This is a genomic window from Serinicoccus chungangensis, assembly GCF_001483745.1.
Classification (GTDB): domain Bacteria; phylum Actinomycetota; class Actinomycetes; order Actinomycetales; family Dermatophilaceae; genus Ornithinicoccus; species Ornithinicoccus chungangensis_A.
On record NZ_LQBL01000002.1, the window covers coordinates 66,218 to 82,206 of the forward strand.

Annotated in this window: 10 protein-coding genes; 6 read left to right on the forward strand and 4 right to left on the reverse strand. The window is 75.3% G+C overall.

Annotated elements, in window-relative coordinates:
- Positions 1 to 15 precede the first annotated feature (15 nt).
- Positions 16 to 1,971, reverse strand: coding sequence for an ABC transporter ATP-binding protein (locus AVL62_RS00575; RefSeq protein WP_083518562.1), 1,956 nt, complete (start codon positions 1,969 to 1,971; stop codon positions 16 to 18).
- Positions 1,968 to 3,971: an ABC transporter transmembrane domain-containing protein gene (locus AVL62_RS00580; protein ID WP_083518563.1), complete on the reverse strand. Its 2,004-nt coding sequence runs from the start codon at positions 3,969 to 3,971 to the stop codon at positions 1,968 to 1,970. Before AVL62_RS00580 ends, AVL62_RS00575 begins: the two co-directional genes overlap by 4 nt.
- 184 nt (positions 3,972 to 4,155) lie before the next feature.
- Here AVL62_RS00580 and AVL62_RS00585 point away from each other — a divergent pair, with 184 nt between their 5' ends.
- The 6 genes from AVL62_RS00585 to AVL62_RS00610 all read left to right on the forward strand — a co-directional run bounded on the left by AVL62_RS00585 (position 4,156) and on the right by AVL62_RS00610 (position 14,227).
- Complete coding sequence (locus tag AVL62_RS00585; protein ID WP_058889751.1) at positions 4,156 to 4,377, forward strand: hypothetical protein; 222 nt, start codon at positions 4,156 to 4,158, stop codon at positions 4,375 to 4,377.
- A 42-nt stretch (positions 4,378 to 4,419) separates the two neighbouring features.
- Positions 4,420 to 9,585: a DEAD/DEAH box helicase gene (locus AVL62_RS00590; RefSeq protein ID WP_058889752.1), complete on the forward strand. Its 5,166-nt coding sequence runs from the start codon at positions 4,420 to 4,422 to the stop codon at positions 9,583 to 9,585.
- Positions 9,586 to 9,608: 23 nt separating this feature from the next.
- Positions 9,609 to 10,547, forward strand: coding sequence for a phosphotransferase (locus tag AVL62_RS00595; RefSeq protein ID WP_161937810.1), 939 nt, complete (start codon positions 9,609 to 9,611; stop codon positions 10,545 to 10,547).
- A 74-nt stretch (positions 10,548 to 10,621) separates the two neighbouring features.
- Positions 10,622 to 12,364 carry an ATP-binding cassette domain-containing protein gene (locus AVL62_RS00600; protein WP_153011589.1) on the forward strand — a complete coding sequence of 581 codons (1,743 nt, stop codon included), beginning with the start codon at positions 10,622 to 10,624 and terminating at the stop codon, positions 12,362 to 12,364.
- Positions 12,361 to 13,377, forward strand: a complete 1,017-nt coding sequence (locus AVL62_RS00605; protein ID WP_058889754.1) for a hypothetical protein — start codon at positions 12,361 to 12,363, stop codon at positions 13,375 to 13,377. Before AVL62_RS00600 ends, AVL62_RS00605 begins: the two co-directional genes overlap by 4 nt.
- Positions 13,370 to 14,227: a DNA-formamidopyrimidine glycosylase family protein gene (locus tag AVL62_RS00610; RefSeq protein WP_058889755.1), complete on the forward strand. Its 858-nt coding sequence runs from the start codon at positions 13,370 to 13,372 to the stop codon at positions 14,225 to 14,227. The genes AVL62_RS00605 and AVL62_RS00610 overlap by 8 nt, the downstream gene beginning before the upstream one ends.
- Here AVL62_RS00610 and AVL62_RS00615 read toward each other — a convergent pair.
- Both AVL62_RS00615 and AVL62_RS00620 read right to left on the reverse strand, forming a co-directional pair.
- Positions 14,221 to 15,630 carry a DUF6395 domain-containing protein gene (locus AVL62_RS00615; RefSeq protein WP_058889756.1) on the reverse strand — a complete coding sequence of 470 codons (1,410 nt, stop codon included), beginning with the start codon at positions 15,628 to 15,630 and terminating at the stop codon, positions 14,221 to 14,223. The two genes, AVL62_RS00610 and AVL62_RS00615, sit on opposite strands and share 7 nt — an antisense overlap.
- Positions 15,631 to 15,652: 22 nt before the next feature.
- Entirely contained in the window at positions 15,653 to 15,988 is a 336-nt protein-coding gene (locus tag AVL62_RS00620; RefSeq protein ID WP_058889940.1) for a helix-turn-helix domain-containing protein, read from the reverse strand.
- Between the last annotated feature and the right edge of the window lies 1 nt (position 15,989).

The window sequence follows — 15,989 nt, forward strand, 5'->3', positions numbered from 1 at the left end:
GACGTCGACCGAGGCTCAGCTGGTCCAGGCCCGCCAGAGCGCGGCATACTCCCCGTCCGCCGCCATGAGCTCGTCGTGGCTGCCGAGCTCGACGACCCGGCCGTCCTGCACGACCGCGATGCGGTCCGCGTCGTGGGCGGTGTGCAGCCGGTGCGCGATGGCGACGACGGTCCGCCCGGTGAGCAGGGCGTTCATGGAGCCCTCCAGGTGGCGTGCCGTGCGCGGGTCGATGAGACTCGTCGCCTCGTCGAGGACCAGCGTGTGCGGGTCGGCCAGGATGAGCCGGGCCAGCGCGATCTGCTGCGCCTGCGCCGGGGTCAGCTCGTGGTGGCCCGAGCCCAGCACCGTGTCCAGGCCCTGCGGCAGCGCCTCGACCCAGCCGCGCGCGTCCACGGTGGCGAGCGCACGCCATACCCCGTCCTCGCCCGTGCCGTCGCGCGCCAGCTCGACGTTGTCGCGCACCGATCCGCGGAAGACGTGGTGCTCCTGGGTGACGAGCGCGACCTCGGTCCGCAGCAGCTCCAGCGGCAGCTCGGTCACCTCCACCCCGCCCACGGTCACCGTGCCGCCGGTGGGGGCGTGGATGCCGGAGATGAGCCGGCCCAGGGTCGACTTGCCCGACCCGGAGGGCCCGACGATCGCCAGCCGCTCCCCCGGCTCCAGGGTGAGGTCGATGCCGTGCAGCACGTCGTAGCCGGGCCGGTAGGCGTAGCTCAGGTCGTGCCCCACGAGCGTGCTGCCCTCGGGCCGGTCCTCGCCCGGCGTCCGGTCGGGAGGCACCTCGGCGATGCCGAGCAGACGCGTGGTCGACGCCACCCCGACCTGCAGCCGGTCGATGGTGCCCACGAGCCGGTCGAAGGGTGCGTAGAACATCTCGATGAAGAGCATGGCGGTGGTGAGCTGACCCAGGGTCACGGCGCCGGTCGAGTAAAGCCAGGCGCCCATGACGAGGGTGATGACCCGCGGCAGCGAGAAGGCCATGTCCATGACCGCGAAGAGCACGTTGCGCAGGACGAGGCCGTAGCGCTCGGCCTGCGAGGACACCTCGATGTCGTCGACGCAGACCGAGCGGCGGGTGTGCTGCATCCGGTAGGCCTCGACCGTCCGGACGCCCTCGACGGTCTCGGTGAGCGTGGTGTTGATGTCGCTGTAGGTCGCGCCCTCCAGGAGGTAGCCGGCCGGGGCCTGCTGGAGGTAGCGGCGCACCTGCCACAGCGAGAGCGACGCGGTCACCAGGGTGGGCACCGCCAGCGCCCACGAGTTGAGGACCATGAAGACCACGGTGAGCAGCACTGTGACGACGCCGATGATGAACTCGGGCAGCGCCCAGCGCACGGCCCCGCTCATCGACCCGACGTCGCGCGTCACCCGGGTGACGAGGTCACCGGTGCTGGCCGACTCGACCTTGCCCAGCGGCAGCCGGAGCACGGCCCGGATGACGTGCTCGCGGGCCTGCGCGAGCACGCCCTGGCCGAGGACGGCCGCCAGCCCCTTCGCGGCGTAGGTGAGGACCGCCTGGGCGACGAGGAGGAGGACCACGAGCAGGACGAGGTCGCGCACCGCCCCGGGTGCGGGGTCTCCCCCGGCCCGGGCCACGGCGTCGACGAGGTCGCCGAGCAGCAGCGGCACGGCCAGCCCGGCCGCTGCCGCGAGGCCGTTGGCGAGGGTGACGAGCACGACGAGACGGGACCGCTCCCGCAGCAGGCCCCGCAGGTAGGCCATGACCGTGCCGGACGTGGCGACGGGCATGCCGCGGTCGGGGTCGAGGGCGGTCATGAGGTGGGCGCGGGCCCGCTCGCGGCGCAGCGCGTGCCGCTGCCACAGCAGGCGGTGCCGCTCGCGCAGCCCCACCGACCCTGGTGCGGGCGGCCAGAGGAGGTCCGGCACGACGGGGGCAGGCGGATTGCCGTCGGCGTCGCGCCAGGTGCGCGCGGAGCGCTCGCGCAGGTCGGGGTCGAGCAGGCTGGTCATGGCGTCACCTCCCTGGTGCCGGTCGTGGTGGTCGTGGTGGTCGTGGTCGTGGTCGCGTCGGTGGTCGTCCCGTCGCTCGGGCGACCGGGCGCCTCGCCGGTGGTCGTCACCCGGTCGCCGGCCTCGCCCCGGAGCACGGTGGCGCGGTATGCCGCGTGCCCGGCGACGAGGTCGTCGTGCGTCCCCGTGGCGACCACCCGGCCGTCCTCGAGGAAGGCCACCTCGTCGGCGTGGTGCAGCAGCAGCGGCGAGGCGGTCATGACCACGGTCGTGCGACCCCGTCGGTGACCGGGCAGCCGGTCGGCGATCCGGGCCTCGGTGTGCGCGTCCACCGCCGAGGTCGGCTCCACCAGCACGAGCACCGGCGGGTCCGCCGCCAGCGCCCGGGTGAGGACGAGCCGCTGCCGCTGCCCGCCGGACAGGCCGCGCCCGCGCTCGTCGAGCACGCCTTGCCAGCCGCCTGGGAGGATGTCGTAGACGTCCTCGGCCGCCGCCGCGTGCAGCGCGGCCTCGGCCTGCTCCCGGCTCAGCGTCCGGTGCGGGTCGACCGCCTCCTGCAGGGTGCCCGCGAAGACGTGCGCGGCGGTGTCGCTGACGAGCACGAGCGAGCGCACCTGGTCCAGCGGCAGCTCGGCCAGGTCGGTGCCGCCCAGCGTGACGCCCCAGGACCCGTGGGCGCGCCGGGTGTCGCGGGCCTCGAGCTCGGTCCGGACCCGCGCCCGCTCCGCGGCCGCCCGGCGGGCGGCCCGGCCGGTGGCCTCGTCGTCGCCCGCCGGCACGGTGTCACCGGCAGGCAGGTAGCGACCGAGCCGGTCCGCCAGGCGCGCGCTGTCGTCGGGCAGGGCGCTGACGACCATCGTCAGCCGGCCGGGGCGCACCCGGAGGCCGGACGCCTGGTCGAGGAGCTCGCCGGCCGCCAGCGCGCGCAGCTGGTCGGGCTCGAGCGGCGCCCGCTGCGGCCACGGGTCGGTGGTGCCGAAGACCCCGACGGTCTTGCGGGCCGAGACGACCGAGCGGGTGATCTGCTGGGCCGCCTCGAAGACGACGCGGATGGGCTGGACGAGGAAGAGGGCATACCCCAGGAAGGTGATGAGCTCGCCGATCTCGATGTCGCCGGCGCGCACCCGCTGCACGCCGAGCACCATGAGCGCGACGACGAAGAGCCCGGAGAGCAGGACGCCCACACCCTCGACGAAGGCTCCCCAGGCGCCGGCCTGCACGCCCGCGCGGCGCACCCGCTGGCTCTGCCGCGCGTAGTTGTCGCCGAAGATCCGCTCGCCGCCGATCCCGCGCAGGATGCGCAGCCCGGCGACGATGTCGGTGGCCATCGAGGTCAGCTCGGAGTCCCGGCTGCGCTCGCGCGTCTGGGCGGCGGCCAGCGGGCGCAGCAGCACCGAGGAGATGAGCACGAGCACCGGTGCGACGAGGAGGACGACGAGCCCCAGCGGCACCGAGATCTGCAGCACGATGACGGCGACGAGCAGGTAGGCCACGACATTGCCGACCAGCCGCGAGAAGATCTCGATGAACTGGCCGAACTGGTCGCCGTCGCTGCCGTTGACGCTCAGGACCTCGCCGGTCGGGGCCCGGCGCGGCAGGACGTGCCCCAGCCGGGTGGCCTGATGGGTGACGAGGCGGGTCTGACCGTACGCGGCGTACAGCCAGGAGCGCACGACGACGGTGTGGTAGAAGACGCCGCTGCTGGCGCCGACGAGGGTGACGAGCAGCAGCACCCCGCACCACAGGGCGGTGCGGGTGCTGTCGCCGGGGATGATCCCCTCGTCGATGGCCTGGCCGAAGACCCAGGGCGTCAGGGCCGTCGGCAGCATCCACAGCAGGCTGCACAGGCAGCCGACGAGCACGAGGTCGCGCTGCTGGCGCACCAGCCACCAGAGGAAGCGCACCGGCCCGCGGGTGTCGGGCACGCCGATGCCGGCCCGACGACCCGGCTGCGTCGAGGCAGGGGTCCAGGCGGTGACGGTGGGTGGGAAGTCGCGCATGGCGAGGGCCAGCCTAGGACGCCCGCCCGACACACCTCCACCGCTTTTCCGTGCACGTCAAGGCCCCCGCGACGGTGGCCGGAGGTATGCCGTACCGCCTCGTGCCGGAGAGGTCTGGGACGGCGGGGGCCGGGATGAGAGGATGAGGGTCGAAGCATCCGTCCCGGCGTCCTGGAGGAACCTCGTGAGCACCCAGCAGAACCTGGCCTGGTGGCAGAAGCTGCTCGTCGCGCTGAAGCTGTGGCGCCCGGAGCACCGGACCGACCACCACGTGCGCAAGGAGATGGAGCGTCCCGAGATGCCGCCGGTGACCGGGGCCTACGGCAACCGGCTGGTGACCTCGACGCGCCGCCGTCTGGTGCCGCAGCGGGGGGACGACGCCCCCATCACCAGCACGATGGACTGAGCCTCGACGGCGTCTGTCGGTGGCGCGTGGCACAGTGACCGCGTGACCGGCAGCCAGCAGCGGGACAGCAGCCCCGACCCCCCGGACCCGGCGACGGTGCTGGGTCGGTTCTCGGCGCCCACGCGGGCCTGGTTCGAGGCGTCCTTCGCCGGCCCCACCGCCGCGCAGCTGGGGGCCTGGGACGCCATCAGCCGTCGTGAGCACACGCTGGTCGTGGCACCGACCGGGTCGGGCAAGACCCTCTCGGCCTTCCTGTGGGCCATCGACCGGATCGTCAGCGGGCCCCGACCAGGGACTCCTTCCCCGTCCGGCGGGCGGACACCGACCGCGGAGGGGTCGCCGTCAGCGTCGGGAGACGCCCCGGCCGAGCAGCGGGGCCGGTGCCGGGTGCTCTACGTGTCGCCGCTCAAGGCGCTCGCCGTCGACGTGGAGCGCAACTTGCGCTCCCCCCTCGTCGGCATCGGCCACGCGGCCCGACGGCTCGGGGCCGCCGCGCCCGAGGTGTCGGTGGCCGTGCGCTCGGGAGACACCCCGGCCGCCGAGCGGCGGGCCTTCGCCAAGAACGGCGCGGAGATCCTCATCACCACGCCGGAGTCCCTCTTCCTGCTGCTCACCTCGCAGGCCCGCAGCGCCCTCACCGGGGTCGAGTCGGTCATTGTCGACGAGGTCCACGCCGTGGCGGGGACCAAGCGGGGCACCCACCTGGCCCTGACCCTGGACCGCCTCGACCACCTGCTGGAGCGGCCGGCCCAGCGGATCGGGCTCTCCGCGACCGTGCGACCGGTCGAGGAGGTCGCCCGCTACCTGGCCGGCGGGCGACCGGTGACCACCGTCCAGCCACCGTCCACCAAGAGCTGGGACCTCGAGGTCGTCGTGCCGATCCCCGACATGGCCGACCCCGGGGCCGCCGACCGTCCGGACGCCCCGGGCTCCGAGGTCGCGGCGCGCAGCGGCACCCCGCCGCCGGGGAGCGCGGACTGGGAGCACGAGGCCCAGCCGGTCGAGGTGGGCGAGGGTCCGGTGCTGCCGGAGCTCGACGACGACCCGCCGTCCGTGGGGGCGGGCCCGGTCCTGCCGGACCTCGACGGCACGGGCGCCGACCAGGACGAGGACGTCTGGGCACCGGCCGCGGACCCCGAGGAGCGTGCCTCCATCTGGCCGCACATCGAGCGCCGGGTCGCCGACCTCGTCTCGGGGCAGACCTCCACGCTCGTCTTCACCAACTCGCGCCGGGTGGCCGAGCGCTTCACCTCACGGCTCAACGAGGAGTGGGAGGACCGGCACTCCCGTCCCGGCGAGGGGGGCCACGACGACCACCGCGACCACCACGACGACCACGACGACCGCGACCGTGACGGCGACGGCCCGGGAGGCGACGGCGGGCGGCATACCTCACGCACCCCGGCGCAGGTCATGGCGCAGTCCGGCGCGAGCGGCGGCGCCGCACCCGTGCTCGCCCGCGCCCACCACGGGTCGGTGAGCAAGGAGCAGCGCGCCCAGATCGAGGACGCCCTCAAGACGGGCCAGCTGCCGGCCGTCGTGGCGACCAGCAGCCTGGAGCTGGGCATCGACATGGGAGCGGTCGACCTCGTCGTCCAGGTCGCGAGCCCGCCCAGCGTCGCCTCCGGGCTGCAGCGGGTGGGTCGGGCCGGCCACCAGGTCGGGGCCACCAGCCACGGCGTCTTCTTCCCCACCCACCGGGCCGACCTGGTGCAGACCGCCGTCGTGGTGGACCGCATGCGCCGCGGCGCGATCGAGCAGCTGGCGGTCCCCACCAACCCGCTCGACGTCCTGGCCCAGCAGGTCGTCGCCGTGCTGGCCATGGAGGACTGGTCCGTCACGGACCTCTTCGAGCTCGTGCGGCGCAGCGCCTCCTACGCCGCCCTCCCCCGCTCCCTGTTCGACGCCGTCCTCGACATGCTGGCCGGACGCTACCCCGGCGAGGACTTCTCCGACCTGCGCCCGCGCATCGTCTGGGACCGGGTGACCGACACCCTCAGCGCGCGTCGTGGGGCGCAGCTGCTGGCGGTCACCTCCGGGGGCACCATCCCCGACCGCGGCATGTATGCCGTGATGCTCGCCACCGGCGAGGGTCCCGGTCGCCGGGTCGGCGAGCTGGACGAGGAGATGGTCTACGAGTCCCGCGTCGGGGACGTGTTCACCCTGGGCACGACGAGCTGGCGGATCGAGGACATCACCCACGACCAGGTGCTGGTCACCCCCGCCCCGGGACAGATCGGCCGGCTCCCCTTCTGGAAGGGGGAGTCCCTCGGGCGTCCCGCCGAGCTGGGGGCCGCGGTCGGCGAGTTCGTGCGGCGGATCGCCGGGCAGCCCCGCGAGGCCGCGCTGGGCGCGCTCACCGAGCAGGGCCTCGACGGGTTCGCCGCCGACAACCTCGTGACCTACCTGGGTGACCAGCGCGAGGCCGTGGGCCACCTGCCTGACGACCGCACCCTCGTCGTCGAGCGCTTCCGCGACGAGATCGGCGACTGGCGCGTGGTGGTGCACTCGCCGTGGGGCAGCCCCGTGCACGCCCCGTGGGCGCTGTGCCTCGCCGCGCGGATGCGGGAGCGCTTCGGCACCGACGTGCAGGCGCTGGCCGCCGACGACGGCATCGTGCTGCGCCTGCCCGACCTCGGGGGCTGGGACGACCCCGAGGGCCCCGGCCCTGCCGACGACGCGACGGACGGCTCCCGGAGCGGTGGCCCTGGCGGCGCTCGGGGAGGCGGCTCGGAGGCGGCCCGGCTGGACGCCGAGATCGCCGAGCTGCTCACCCTCGACCCGGACGAGGTCGCGGACCTGGTGACCCAGGAGATCGGGGGCTCGGCGCTGTTCGCCTCCCGCTTCCGGGAGTGCGCGGCGCGGGCGCTGCTGCTGCCCCGCCGCAACCCCGGCAAGCGGCAGCCGCTGTGGCAGCAGCGGCAGCGCTCCGCCCAGCTGCTCGAGGTGGCTGCCCGCTACCCCACCTTCCCCATCGTGCTGGAGGCGGTGCGCGAGTGCGTCCAGGACGTCTACGACGTCGACGCCCTGCGCGAGCTCATGCGGCGCCTCGCCGCCCGTGAGGTCCGGCTGGTCTCGGTGGTCAGCCAGCGCCCCTCCCCCTTCGCCTCCTCACTGCTCATGGGCTACATCGCGCAGTTCCTCTACGAGGGGGACTCGCCGCTGGCGGAGCGGCGCGCGGCGGCCCTCTCCCTCGACGCCGGCCTGCTCGCCGAGCTGCTCGGCCGCGGCGAGGGCGCCGCGCTGCGCGACCTGCTGGACCCCGAGGTGGTCGCCCGCACCGGGGCCGAGCTGCAGCGACTGGCCCCGGACCGGCAGGCCCGCGACCCCGAGGAGGTCGTGGACCTCCTGCGGGTGCTCGGACCGCTCAGCCGGCTGGAGGTGGCCGAGCGCACGACCGAGGAGGGCAGGGACCACGTCGAGAGCTGGATCGCCTCCCTCCTGGACTCCCGGCGGGTCATCGAGGTGCGCATCGCCGGCGAGCAGCGCCTGGCCGACGCGCAGGACGCCGCGCGCCTGCGCGACGCGTTGGGGGTCGCGATGCCGGTCGGGGTGCCGGCGACCTTCCTCGAGGGCGTGGAGGACCCGCTCGGCGACCTCGTCGTCCGGCACGCGCGCACCCACACCCCCTTCACGGTCGGGTCGCTGGCGACCCGCCTCGGGCTCGGCACGGCGGTGGTCCGCGACGCCGTGCGGCGCCAGGTGTCGTCGGGACGGCTGGTGGTGGGCGCCCTGGCCCCGTCCGGTACCGGCGACGAGGACGTCTGCGACGCCGAGGTGCTGCGGCTGCTGCGCCGCCGCTCCCTGGCGGCCCTGCGGCAGGAGGTGGAGCCGGTCACCCAGGCCACCTACGCGCGGTTCCTGCCCCGGTGGCAGTCGGTCGGGGAGCTGCGCGGGCTGGACGGCACGGTGCGCGCGGTGGAGCAGCTGGCCGGGGCCCGGATCCCCGCCTCGGCCCTGGAGTCGCTCGTCCTGCCGGCCCGGGTCGTCGACTACTCCCCCGCGATGCTCGACGAGCTCATGAGCGCGGGCGAGGTGCTGTGGCAGGGTCACGGGTCGCTGCCCGGCGACGACGGCTGGATCTCCCTGCACCTGGCGGACACCGCGCACCTGACGATGACGCCGGCCCCGGAGCGGTCGGCCGGGGCGGCCGAGGAGGCGTCGACCGACGAGCTGGGCGAGACCGCGCGTGGTGTGCTCGAGGTGCTGGAGCGGGTGGCCGGCGGCGCCTACTTCTTCCGTGCCCTCAGCGACGCCGTCGGCTCGCTGGACGACCAGCAGCTGGCCGGCACCCTGTGGGAGCTGGTGTGGACCGGCCGCGTCAGTGCCGACACCTATGCCCCGGTCCGGGCGCTGCTCGCCGGTGGCCGGACCACCCACAAGGCGCGACGTGCCCCCTCGCGCACGGGCCGCTGGTCACGTACCTCGGTGGGCCTGGCGGCCTCGCGTGGTGGTGGCGCCTCCCGCCCCGGACGACCCACGCGGTCCGGCCCCCCGGCCACCGTCGGCCGGTGGTCGCTCCTCCCCGCCGTCGAGACGGACCCGACGGTGCGCGCGCTGGCGGGCGCCGAGCAGCTGCTGGACCGCTACGGCGTGCTGACCCGGGGCTCGGTCGTGGCCGAGGGCGTGCCGGGCGGGTTCGCCGGGGTCTACCGCGTGCTGTCCGGGGCCGAGGAGGTCGGGCGGGTCCGCCGCGGGTATGTCGTGGAGGGGCTCGGCGCCGCGCAGTTCGGCAGCAGCGGAGCCATCGACCGGCTCCGTGCCCTCAGCCACGAGCGCCGGCCCGGGTCCTCGTCCGACGGACCCGACGCGGGCCCCGAGGTCGTCCTGCTCGCCGCGACCGACCCGGCGAGCCCGTTCGGGGCGAGCGTGCCCTGGCCCGAGCGCGGCGACGACGAGGGTTCGCACCGTCCCGCGCGCAAGGCCGGTTCCATGGTCGTCCTGGTGGACGGCGCCCTGGCGCTCTACCTCGAACGCGGTGGCCGCCGGGCCCTCACCATGGAGATGCCGCCCGAGGCCGCCCCCGACGTGGTCTGGCCCGCCGCGGCCCGCGCCCTCGTCACCGCCGTCCGCCGCGGTTCGGTCAGCGGGCTGACCATCGCCACGATCGACGGCGGGGGCGCCCTCTCCTCCTCGCACCCGCTCGCCGTCGCGCTCGCCGAGGCCGGTTTCCACACCGCTCCCCAAGGACTACGGCTCCGCCGCTGACGCCGCCCCCCTAGCCTGGGGTGGTGCACGAGCCACCCCGCAGCGTCACGGCAGACCAGGTCCTGAGCCAGGTCCGCTCCCTGTGGGACAGCCGGGTGGTCGGCGTGCAGCACCTGGCCGTCGGGTTCGGGGCCTGGCACTGGCGCGCCGACGTCCCCGGCGGGGATGGACACCCCCAGCCCGGCTACTTCGTCAGCCTCGACCCTCCGTGGTGGCACTCCGCGGCGACCCTGGAGGCGACGTATGCCGCCGCGGCCTCCTTGGGCGAGACCCTCGCGTTCGTCCATCCGTGCGTGCGGACCTCGACCGGCAGGTTCACCAGCCGCGCCGGTGACGGCAGCCTCAGCCTGACGTCGTGGGTGCCCGGCCACCGACCAGGATCGCTCGGGCCGGAGGCGGTCCGGGCCCTGGCCGACCTCCATGCGAGCCGGCCGCCGGAGGGGATCCTCACCTGGGAGCCCTCGGTCGGACCAGACCTGGTGGACCACCTCTCGGAGTGGACCCGCAGCGCGTGGACGGACGGTCCCCTGGGCGAGGCGGCGCGAGACGCCGTCCGGGCAGGGGCTGCCGACGTCCGACGTGGCCTGGCGGACTACCTCCGGCTCGTCGAGCGTCTCGACCCCCACACCTACGTGCCCACCCACGGCGAGCCCGGGGTGCACAACCTGTGGCGGGCGGACGACGGTCGCCTGCTGCTGCTGGACTGGGAGACGCTGCGCCTCGCGCCTCCTGAGCGCGACGTGGTCGCGGGCTATGCCTCCGCGATCCCCCACGACCCGGCGTTGCTGCACCTCTTCCGGCTGGAGTGGCAGCTGGGCGAGGTCGGCTCCTACAGCGCCTGGCTCCGCGGCCCCCACGACGACGACGAGGACACCCGCACCGCCCTGGGCGGGCTGCGCGCGGAGCTGGACGGTCTGCGGACCTCGACTATCCGGTCGCGCCGGGCGGAGGGGAACGCCTAGGCTCGGCCTCATGTGGATCTCCTGAGGCTGCCCTCCGCAGCGCGCCCGCCCGCCCCAGCTGCCCCGGGAGACCCATGTCCACGACCTCGCACCTGCCCTCCGGCGACGCCGCCGGCCCGCTCCACCTCCGGGTGGAAGGGGTGTCCATGTCCTTCCCCACCCGTCGGGTGCTGACCGACGTCTCGCTCGTCGTGCCCTCCGGCGGACGGGCCTGCCTCATCGGCGAGAACGGCTCCGGCAAGTCGACCCTGCTCCGGATCGTCGCCGGCCTGACCCGGCCGGACACCGGTCGGGTCCAGGCCCCCGGCACCGTCGGCCTGCACCACCAGGAGGTGCCGTTCAGCCCGGCGCTCACCGTCGCCGAGGTGCTGGAGGACGCGACCGTCGCGGTGCGGGAGCTGGCGGCACGGGTGGAGCGCGCGGGCGAGGCCCTCGGCCGTGCCGAGCCCGGCGCCGAGGTCGCGCTCGACGCCGCCCTCGAGGACGCCCGGCGGCACGGGGCCTGGGACGTCGAGCACCGCGCCGACCAGGTGGTCGACGGACTGGGTCTGGCCTCCCTCCCCCGAGGCCGTAGGGCCGGGGAGCTGTCCGGTGGTCAGCTCTCCCGGCTCTCGCTCGCCTGGACGCTGCTGCGCTCGCCCGACACCTTGCTGCTCGACGAGCCGACCAACCACCTCGACGACGCCGGCACCGCGCTGCTCACGGACCTGCTGCGCTCCTGGTCCGGGCCGGTGCTGCTGGCCAGCCACGACCGGGCCTTCCTGGACGAGGTGGCCACCACCGTGCTGGACCTCGACCCGACACCGGTGCCGCACGCCCGGGTCGCCGCCGACGAGGACTCGCCCGGTTCGGGATACGGGCTGACCCGGTACACCGGCAGCTACACGGCATACCTGCAGCAGCGCCGGGAGGACCGGCGTCGCTGGGTGCGCCGGTACCGCGACGAGCAGGCCGAGCTGACCCGGTTGCGGCGCAAGGTCGCCGACGACCACACGGTCGGCCACGCCGACCGCGGCCCACGCACCGAGGCCCGCGCCAGCGCGAAGTTCTACGCCGACCGCAACGCCAGGGTCGTGGCGCGACGCGTCAACGACGCCCGTGCCGCCCTCGAGCAGCTCGAGCGCGACCAGGTGCGGCGCCCGCCCGACCGGCTGCGTCTCCGAGGGCTCGGGTCACCGGAGGGCGCAGCGGGGGGACCCGCCGGCGGGGGCCCGGTGCTCCGCGCGACCGACGTGGGCCTGCGCCGGAGGCTCGCGCCTCTGTCCCTGGTCGTGCCGGCACACGGGCGACTGCTCGTCACCGGCGCCAACGGCTCCGGCAAGTCCACGCTGCTCGCGCTGCTGGCCGGCACCCTGCTCCCGACGTCCGGGCGGGTGATGCGGGCGCCCGGCCTCCGCGTCGGTCTGCTGTCCCAGGAGCCGATGCCGCACCCGACGCGCGACACCGCCCGGGCCGAGTATGCGCGCCGGGTGGGCCACGAGCGCGCCGCCCGGCAGCCGCTGGCCGGCTTCGGACTCCTCGCCGACCGCGACCTCGACCGACCGGTGGCGGAGCTGTCGGTCGGCCAGCGGCGGCGTCTGGACCTCGCCGTGGTCCTGGCCGACCCACCGGACCTGCTGCTCCTGGACGAGCCGACGAACCACCTGTCCCTGCTGCTGGTCTCCGAGCTGGAGCTCGCCCTGCCCGCCTATCCGGGCGCGGTCGTCGTCGCCAGCCACGACCGGTGGCTGCGCGAGGACTGGTCGGGGGAACGCCTGCACCTCCCGGAGCCGGTCCGCGTGCGGCCGACCACGGCGGAGGAGAGACTGGGCACGTGAGGGCACCCGACATCACCCGGCGCACCGGCCTGAACCGGACGGTGCTGCTGCGCCCGGGTGCGCCCTGGCACGGGCGACCCGCCGGACGGGTGCTCGGCGCCACCGGGCTGTCCTCGACGGTCCGGGCCGCGGCGTCCGAGGCCGGCGCCGGGACGGATGGTGCGCCGCTGCAGGCGCTCGACCGTGCCCTGCTCGCCGGGGACCCGTGGGCGCAGGAGGTCGCCGGGGCCTGGGTCGACGCCCTGTCACACCTCCTGCGGACCCTGCGCGAGCCCACCGACGTCGACCGCGACGCCCGCCCCGAGTGGGACGACGCCGACTGGGCCAGGTGGTCCTCGGCGTCCCGCGTCCTTCTGTGCGGTGGTGTCGTGGCCGGTGAGCTGGGAGTCAGGGCAGCCGATGACCCGGGGGTGCGTGCGCACCGGGCCGAGGTGGCGCAGGATCCCGCTCACGCCTGCCTCCACGGACTCGCGGGCGGTGACGACGGGCCCGTCCTCGTCCTGGACCTCGGCCACTCCAGCATCATGGCGGCGACGGTCAGCGACGGCGCGCTCGGCCCCCCGGCCACGGTGCCGGTGCCGTGGCACCCGTTCGACACGGACACCTGGCCGTCGCCCGACGCCCTCCTGGACCTCGTGGCGGCCGCGTGCCGCACGGTGCTGCCCGCTCCCGGGAGCCTCGGGCCGCTGCGGGTCAGGGTGGCCGTCGCCAACTACGTCGTCGACGGCCGGCTCGACGACGACCAGACCTACGGGACGCTCGCCCGTCCCGGCGCGGACCCTCGCGACACCCTGTCGACCGAGCTGTCCGACCGCCTCGCGCGCCCGGTCCGGGTCGAGGTGCTCGTCAACGACGGCGCCGCCGCCGCCCTCTCCGTCGAGCCCCACGCCACCCTGCCCGCAGCCGACGCCCCGACCACCGCCGGCGGGGGACGAGGGCCGCTCACCGCCGCGCCGGCTGCCGCGGTGATCAGCATCGGCACCTCTCTCGGGGTGGGGTTCGCCGGTGCCTGAGGGCGACGCGGTCTGGCGGACGGCCCGACGGCTGCACCAGGCCCTGGCCGATGAGGTGCTCGAGGGCTCCGACGTGCGGGTCCCGGCGCACGCGACGGCCGACCTGTCCGGACGCCGCACCCTCGAGGTCGTGCCCCGCGGCAAGCACCTGCTCCACCGGGTCGAGGGAGACGTCACCGTGCACAGCCACCTGCGCATGGAGGGGTCCTGGCGCGTCCACCCGGTGGCGCGCCGGCACGCGCTGGGGCGACGACATACCGTGCGTATGCTGGTGTGGACCGGGCGCCGGGTCGCGGTGGGCGACTCCCTGGGGATGCTCGAGCTGGTGCGCACCAGCGAGGAGCACCGCGTGGTCGGCCACCTCGGCCCCGACCTGCTGGACCCCGCGTACGACGCCGAGCTCGCCCTCGACCACGTGCGCTCGGACCCGACGCGCACCATCACCGAGGCCTGCCTCGACCAGCGCAACGTGGCCGGCATGGGCACGATCTTCACCGCCGAGCCGCTCTTCCTCCTCGGGATCAACCCGTGGACGCCCGTCGGCGAGCTGGCGGAGGACCAGGTGCGCGAGCTGCTCGCGCTGGCCCGCCGGCTGCTCGTCGTCAGCTGCCGCGCGGGTCGGACGACCATCACCGGGCGGGGTGACGTCAACGAGGACGACGCCTGGGTGCACGGGCGCATGGGGCTGCCGTGCAAGCGCTGCGGCACGACCATCCGGCTGGCGCCGATCGGACGTCAGCCGCAGGAACGCGTGATGTTCTCGTGCCCGCACTGCCAGGGTGGTCGCGCCCCGACCGACGACGGGCGCCCGCAGTCACCCCTCGGCCACGGGCGGCGGCCGACCTACTGACCCGCCCGGGCCCGGGTGCCGGGCAGGAGGCGGCGCGCCGCCTCGCGGGCCAGCCGCGCCCGGGCCCGCGACTCCCGACGCGCCCGGCCCCGGATCCGGGACCACCGCTCCTGCGGCGGGTGGGCCTCGAACCACTCGACCAGGGCCTGCTGCGCCGCGCGGCGGTCCTCGCCCCGCACGTCGTAGTCACGCACGACCTGCTCCTCGGCGGGGCTCATCGACGGAGCCACCCGGTGCAGCCGGTCCGAGACCTCGTCCCGGTAGGGCTGCGGCACCAGCTCGAGCGCTGGGTCGAACGACCGGGAGAGCCACGGCAGCGGGTCCGGGCCGACCTTGTCGGCGACGAGGCGCAGCACCGTGCTGTCACCGCCGTCGGTGAGGTAGCGGTGGACGGTGTGGGCGATCACCGGCTCCACCTTGATCGGGTCGGCGAGCAGGTGGGCCCGCGGCTCCGCGCCACGCCACTGGCGCTCCAGCGTCGACGCGGAGGGCCACCGCCCGGTCACGGCGCCGGCCAGCAGCGTCTTGCGGGCGCACTTCGCGCACCGCCCGCACGGCGAGCCGAGCCGGGGGCCGCGCACGCACGACTGCGCGGCCGCGCCCAGGGCATGGGTGTGGACGATGCGGCTCGTCACCAGCTCGGAGACACCGGCGACGGGCACGCACACCGGGAGCCCGACCGCAGCGAAGACCGGGCCCCACTCGGCCACGAAGGGGGACTCGGCGAGGTCACGGTAGTGACCACGCTGCAGCCGGTAGGTCGCCTCCAGCGGGGCGCCCCAGGCGATGACGTCCAGCCGGTCCCGGTCGGCGTGGAGGAGGAGCGGGACGGCCGTGGTGAAGTCGTGCGGGAAACCCATCGACGCCCGGAGGTACTCCACGTCGCTGTCCACGACGTCGACCCGGCGTCCGTGACGCCGCACCACCTCGCAGGACTCCTGCGCGGCGCGGGTGTCGAACATCGTGGCCCGCCGCTCCCCCTCCGGCGCCCGTTGGAGCAGGTGGTAGGAGCGTGTCGACTCCGGCATGACGGCGAGGGTGGCGACGCTGTCGGTCCCGCCGCTGAAGCACAGCCCGGGCACCCCCGGCTCCGGCCGGGGCCGCGGGGCCAGGGTGGGGTCCACCGACCCCAGCCGCAGGCCGGGACCGGAGGCCAGGGCAGCGGCCAGGGCGGGGCTGCCCGCCAGGTTGCTGGTCACCGGCGTCTGGCGGCGGATCCACGGACGGGCGCAGAGGACCGCGGACAGGACCAGCAGGTCGGGGTGGACGCCGCGCGGGGCGACGGTGACCGTGAACGAGGCGGTATGCCTGGCCAGCCCACCCTTGCGGGTGACCGGTTCGCCCTCGCCCGGGGTCAGGGCGATACGGACCCGGCCGGGCTCGTGGTGGATGTCGAGGTGCATCAGCGATGCGCCGTGGTCGGGCTCAGGCTGCGGAGACCACGGAGTCGCGGCGACCGACCCGGCGGGGGTCGATCGGCTTCGCCAGACCCTCGGTGAGGACCGTCGTCATCTGCGTCTCGGCGGTCTCGGTGAGGCTGACCCGGTCGGCGACGGTCGAGAGCATCTGGGACAGGGGCACGTCCAGCGCGCGGCAGATGGAGGCCAGCAGCTCGGAGCTGGCTTCCTTCTCCCCCCGCTCGATCTCGGAGAGATAGCCCAGCGAGCAGGACGCCGAGGCACTGACCTCACGCAGCGTCCGGCCCTGGGTCTGCCGCGTCTCTCGGAGGGCGTCCCCGAGCTCGCGTCGTAGGAGCACCATG